Below are 5836 nucleotides of genomic sequence, written 5' to 3'. Positions count from 1 at the left end.
AAGCAGTAAAAGCATTAGGGATGCGGCAACATCCTTAAGACATTTTTAAATATGTTCACCTTAAGTATAACACAGATAGTGTTTTTTTGCGCTTTTTTACTGTGTTATTTTCAAATAAAAGACTATAAAAGCGAACAATAGTTATTTGCTTCACTCTCCTATCTATTACCTCAAACAGCCTTTTAGCTGTTTGACCGAATCAACCACTGCGCAAAAGTTATTCCACGATCTAAATAGGAAGGTTGAGACTTGTGTCCCAGCCTCGACCCAATCAACCACTGCGTCAAAGTATTTGCAAATAAAATAGGAAGGTTGAGGCTTTTGTCCAACCTTTTTTCATCTTCTTTCCCGAATAAACAGGTAGGAGGGTAAAAAGATGAATCGTATTTTTCTAATTGGTCGTTTAACAGGGACTCCTGAACTTCAGAAGACCCCCTCAAATAAAAGTGTCACCCGTTCAAAACTAGCTGTTAAAAGACGTTTCCGGGACCAAACCGGGGAACGGGAATCGGACTTTATCTCCATTGTCGCCTGGGGACGTCTAGCCGAATATATCACCAGTTATGCTTGCAAAGGTAGCCTGATTGGCGTGGAAGGAGAACTCCGCACCCGTCGTTATGAAAAGGATGGTCAAATGCACTATCTATCTGAAGTCCTTTGCAGCGATTTCCAACTCCTTGAAACCAAGGAACAACGACTCTTACGGGAACAACGCCGTAAGCTAGAACAGTTTGAGATGGTCAGCGAGGAAGGCGAAGAATTGCCGTTTTAAAGGAAAGGATGCTTTGTCCGTCTTTCTTGTAAAAACTTTGTCCTCTGGATGAAGTTTTTTCTTGACTATTGTTGACTAAATGATAAAATAGAAACAGAAATTAGCAGTCGATACAGTAGAGTGCTAACGCTCGCTAAGGTTTCGTCAGCCCTCCTGTGAGAGAAAGTTGTGAGACCGCTATAGGGAGCAGAAATCAAATGGAGGATTTTCTATGTTACAACCCTTAGCAGATAAAGTAATTGTCAAAGTGATCGAGAAGGAGCAGTCTGTGTCTGGTTTTGTCTTGGCGTCTAATGCCCAGTCAGCCACTAAGACAGCCGAGGTCGTAGCTGTTGGAGAAGGACTTCGTTCTTTGAACGGTGATGTGATTGCACCTGCAGTTGAAGCAGGTCAAACAATTCTTTTTGAAGCGCATGCCGGTATTTCTGTTAAAGATGGGGATGAGGATTTCCTTCTCATTCGTGAATCTGATATTCTAGCAATTGTTCAGTAAGGAGTAAAAAATGGCAAAAGATATTCAATTTTCATCTGACGCACGTAGCGCAATGGTGCGTGGTGTGGATATGTTGGCGGATACGGTCAAAGTAACCTTGGGACCTAAAGGGCGTAATGTGGTTTTGGAAAAAGCTTTTGGCTCACCACTGATCACCAATGATGGGGTGACCATTGCGAAAGAAATCGAATTGGAAGATCCTTTTGAGAATATGGGTGCCAAGTTGGTATCCGAGGTGGCTTCAAAAACCAATGATATCGCTGGTGACGGAACAACGACCGCAACCCTTTTGACACAAGCCATTGTCCGTGAAGGGATCAAGAACGTGACTGCCGGTGCCAACCCAATTGGTATTCGTCGCGGAATCGAAGCTGCTACAGCGGCAGCGGTTGCCGCTTTGAAGGAAAACTCTGTGCCTGTTTCTAATAAAGAAGCGATTGCGCAGGTAGCGGCTGTTTCTTCTCGTAGCGAAAAGGTTGGGGAGTATATCTCTGAAGCGATGGAGCGTGTTGGAAAAGACGGTGTTATTACCATTGAAGAGTCCCGTGGAATGGAAACGGAATTGGAAGTGGTGGAAGGAATGCAATTCGACCGTGGTTATCTGTCCCAATATATGGTGACCGACAATGAGAAGATGGTTGCGGAATTAGACAATCCATTTATCTTGGTAACAGATAAAAAGATTTCGAATATCCAAGAAATCTTACCACTTTTGGAAAGCATTCTGCAAACCAACCGTCCTCTTCTAATCATTGCCGATGATGTAGATGGGGAAGCACTACCAACCCTTGTTTTAAACAAGATCCGTGGAACTTTCAATGTTGTAGCGGTTAAGGCACCTGGATTTGGGGATCGCAGAAAAGCTATGTTGGAGGACATTGCTATTTTGACAGGTGCTACGGTCATTACGGATGATTTGGGTCTGGAGTTGAAAGATGCAACGGTTGAAGCGCTTGGTCAAGCAGCTAAAGTTGTTGTAGATAAAGACTCTACAACCATCGTTGAAGGAGCAGGGGATCCTGCTGCTATCAGTAACCGTGTTGGTATCATCAAGTCTCAAATTGAAACCACGAACTCAGACTTCGACCGGGAAAAATTACAAGAACGCTTGGCTAAGTTGGCAGGTGGTGTTGCGGTCATCAAGGTTGGTGCTGCGACAGAGACTGAGTTGAAAGAAATGAAACTTCGCATTGAAGATGCCTTGAATGCGACTCGTGCTGCGGTTGAAGAGGGAATCGTTGCCGGTGGTGGAACGGCCTTGGTGAACGTGATTCCGGCAGTTGCAGCCTTGGATCTATCCGCAGATGAAGAGACTGGTCGTAACATCGTCCTTCGTGCTCTTGAAGAGCCTGTTCGTCAAATTGCTTTGAATGCTGGCTACGAAGGTTCCATCATTATTGACCGCCTCAAAAATGCAGATGCTGGTCAAGGCTTCAACGCAGCTAGTGGTGAATGGGTGGATATGATTGAAACAGGAATCATTGACCCAGTTAAGGTAACCCGTTCAGCCCTTCAAAATGCAGCTAGTGTTGCCAGCCTCATCTTGACAACCGAAGCAGTTGTCGCTAACAAACCAGAACCTCAAGCCTCAGCTGGTCCAGCTATGGATCCAGGTATGATGGGTGGAATGATGTAAGACCGAGAATTACTGACTTACAGGAATTTTCGTAAGAAAACAAGGAAGAAGGTTGAGAATGATTCTCAACCTTCTTTTGTAACCTCTGGTTTCAAGATTGAACTTTTGCCTGTGGGAAAATATGCTATAATATTCCTTGATAGGGGGCTTTTGCTCTTTTTTAAAAAATAGTGAGGGGTGAAGAGTCAGCTCTTCCAACTTCCTCAAAGGAGAAAATCGCATGAAAAAGAAACACCTTTTAGGGACAACTCTGCTACTCGGGTCGTTTGTGACGCCAGCTGTGTTGCAAACGGCTGCAGTCGTTCGGGCAGACGAGTTCTACCAATACCAATCAACCGCTCAAGCAGCAGATATTACCAACTGGATTGCCAGCACACCTGAGCAAATCAAGCAAAACATGCAGAATCAAAATATTAGGGTTGATGAGTCTGGATCTGTGGTCGATGCTGGTCAGGATGGTCAGATTTATGTGATTCAGTGGGGGGACACCCTCTGGGGGATTTCCCAGGCAACAGGTATTTCTATTGCCAAACTGGCTTATGACAACAACATTCAAAATGTGGACTTGATCTATGCTGGGGACACGCTGATTCTTAAACGGGATGGACAAGTGCCAGTCGACTACAAATACAATGGGTACGGTCAGCACTGTGCCATGACCAAGGTTGTGATTAATAACTATATTCACAATGGAAATAACTATATTTACAACGATAATTCCACAAATGTGAATGTGGATGTTACGTTGTTACAACAGAGTGTCATTAATATTTTCCCAGAAGTTGACCAGTCCCAAATTGTAAAAGTTGAGTATAAACCAGACATTAAGGTAGAAGACGCTCCAGAGTGGAAGCAGTCTCCTATTCAAGAACCTAGTGAGGAAGAAAAACCGGATATCGTTAGTCCATTTGATGAACCGACAAATTCTGATTCTGGTTCTACTAGTTCACCTTCAGGAGATGGTACACCTGGTACAAGCGGGACAGTTCCAACTGAGAGTAGTTCAGCAGAGCCATCTGAGTCGAGCACAAGTCCATCTAGCACGAGCTCAAGTAAACTTCCAGGCAGTGATGAGTCGACTCCATCATCTACCAAACCATCTAGTTCTGAAAAGGTTCTAGAAATGGATGAGTATTTAGATAAGATTCAAGCGGAAATCAGCAATCTTAAGTCTAAAGACTTGAACAGCTCAAGTAACCTAACCTTGAATTTCTTGGATAACAAGGATGAGTTCAACCAAAATGCAAATCGTATCGCAGGTTTGGACATGGAACAACTATATACTCCACGTGCCGAAGTTCTGGCTACAGATGTCAGCCAGAAAACTGAAACTTCAGCCAAGAAGGTTGCAGAAGAAATTTATGCAAAACTAAAGGCAAGATCTTCAGATTTAGAAGATGCTCAATACTTGCAAATTACCTTGACCAAAGAAGGCGGTCGCGATGCCTTTAATGTTAAAGTTTACAAAGAATTGGAAGAATCTAGCTCAAGTTCAAGCTCAAGTAGCAGTTCAACTCCAGTGACACGCTCTTCATCCTCTTCTGATGACTATGAAGACTTTGACACTAGCTCTTCTGAGTCTACCTTCAGCCGCACTGAAACTAGCACCAGCTCAGATTCATACGAGGAGTAAGACCAATGCTGAAAGAATTATTCAACCATAAATATGTTCGGATCGGATTGGCCGCACTAGTTGTACTTGGACTCGGTGTTGGCGGCTTCTTCTACTGGGCTAGTCACCGTTTGGACAAGGTTGTCCAAGGAAAGACCTACCAGTATTCCAGTGTTTTAGACGGGACTCAAAATGACAAAATGATGTATGTAACCTTCCAAAATGGAGGAAATCAAGTTGTCGTAACCCAAAGCCGTGAAGTGGCTCTGAAAGCAGCCAGCTCTCCAGATGAGTTCAAAAAAGGCTATGAAGAGCAAGCGGCAGAGTGGCGCTACGCAGTAACTCCAACTAGTCTTACTCTAGCGAAAAAAGAAAATGATGAACTGTCCCAATGGCAATACAATTCTGTTTTTGCCCTTGGGGACCAGTTCACATCCGATAGTTTCACCTATCAAATTGCCAAAGGTGGCCAAGGGGAAGTGAAGCAAAAAATGATCTTCAAAGAAGTCCAGTAGGATAAATGACGAGCCACCCGTAAGGGTGGTTTTTGCTTGCAAAGGAGGAATTGATGATGGCGAATTTCTTATTTCTAAGCCCTTTGGGCTGGACTCATCATGTTTGGGATTTAGTGGTTGACCTTCCAAGTATCAAAGATATAGTCTTTTAGTTTACTTTTAGTACAAGGCAGCGAGTCGTAGACAGTACTGAAGTACGGCAAGACGAGCTAACACAGTAATAAAAGATAAACTAAAACTCCAAGCAGGCTTCGCCTGCTAACTCATGACGGAAAATTAGTTCAGGTATATAATAAAGATGAGCAATACAAATCCGTAAGTTTATTAGGGCTTTGCCGAGCCTGTAACTAAAACTGGATGAATAAGAGTCATGAGATAACTCGAATACGCCTTGAGCGTGAAAATAAAATTACAAAACAGCCTCTTATTCGATTGTTCAAATAATAGAATAGGAGGCTTTTTACATGGAAGCTATGGTTGAAACTTGTTGTGGCATTGATGTTCACCAAAAATCTATTGTCTGCTGTATCTTAGATGGACCTTTAGATACTAATAAACCAAAGAAATTTCAGAAATCCTTTGGAACGACAACCCGCTCCCTACAAGGGGCTTTGGATTGGATGCTCAATCACGGAGTAACGCATGTCTTTTTGGAAAGTACTGGACAATACTGGATTCCTGTCTTTAACCCGAATTATTCATACCCTGAATATCTTTGCGTAACTATCAAAAAAATCATCAGAAACAAGCAATAAACAATTGCAGTTCTGATGATTTTTATGAACGATCAAGCTTTTCTATAAATAAA

Annotated in this window: 6 protein-coding genes; all 6 read left to right on the top strand. The window is 42.9% G+C overall.

Annotated elements, in window-relative coordinates:
• Positions 1-376: 376 nt before the first annotated feature.
• The 6 genes from I2503_RS08890 to I2503_RS08865 all read left to right on the top strand — a co-directional run bounded on the left by I2503_RS08890 (position 377) and on the right by I2503_RS08865 (position 5783).
• Positions 377-772, top strand: a complete 396-nt coding sequence (locus I2503_RS08890; RefSeq protein ID WP_196091172.1) for a single-stranded DNA-binding protein — start codon at positions 377-379, stop codon at positions 770-772.
• A gap of 211 nt (positions 773-983) precedes the next feature.
• On the top strand, positions 984-1265 hold the full coding sequence (gene groES / locus I2503_RS08885) for a co-chaperone GroES (protein WP_196967719.1): 282 nt from the start codon (positions 984-986) through the stop codon (positions 1263-1265).
• A gap of 10 nt (positions 1266-1275) precedes the next feature.
• On the top strand, positions 1276-2901 hold the full coding sequence (groL, locus tag I2503_RS08880) for a chaperonin GroEL (protein ID WP_196091174.1): 1626 nt from the start codon (positions 1276-1278) through the stop codon (positions 2899-2901).
• 220 nt (positions 2902-3121) lie between these two features.
• Positions 3122-4534, top strand: coding sequence for a LysM domain-containing protein (locus I2503_RS08875; protein ID WP_196091175.1), 1413 nt, complete (start codon positions 3122-3124; stop codon positions 4532-4534).
• A gap of 5 nt (positions 4535-4539) precedes the next feature.
• Complete coding sequence (locus I2503_RS08870; protein WP_196091176.1) at positions 4540-5028, top strand: hypothetical protein; 489 nt, start codon at positions 4540-4542, stop codon at positions 5026-5028.
• A 464-nt stretch (positions 5029-5492) separates the two neighbouring features.
• Entirely contained in the window at positions 5493-5783 is a 291-nt protein-coding gene (locus tag I2503_RS08865) for a transposase (protein ID WP_196967718.1), read from the top strand.
• Positions 5784-5836 lie beyond the last annotated feature (53 nt).

This window comes from Streptococcus sp. NLN64 (assembly GCF_015831295.1).
GTDB lineage: Bacteria > Bacillota > Bacilli > Lactobacillales > Streptococcaceae > Streptococcus.
This window is presented reverse-complemented; position numbering and strand designations above follow the sequence as displayed.

Bases quoted from the DNA above. Each gene is read 5' to 3' on its own strand.
- I2503_RS08890 (WP_196091172.1), top strand. From the start codon at position 377: ATGAATCGTATTTTTCTAATTGGTCGTTTAACAGGGACTCCTGAACTT.
- groES (WP_196967719.1), top strand. From the start codon at position 984: ATGTTACAACCCTTAGCAGATAAAGTAATTGTCAAAGTGATCGAGAAG.
- groL (WP_196091174.1), top strand. From the start codon at position 1,276: ATGGCAAAAGATATTCAATTTTCATCTGACGCACGTAGCGCAATGGTG.
- I2503_RS08875 (WP_196091175.1), top strand. From the start codon at position 3,122: ATGAAAAAGAAACACCTTTTAGGGACAACTCTGCTACTCGGGTCGTTT.
- I2503_RS08870 (WP_196091176.1), top strand. From the start codon at position 4,540: ATGCTGAAAGAATTATTCAACCATAAATATGTTCGGATCGGATTGGCC.
- I2503_RS08865 (WP_196967718.1), top strand. From the start codon at position 5,493: ATGGAAGCTATGGTTGAAACTTGTTGTGGCATTGATGTTCACCAAAAA.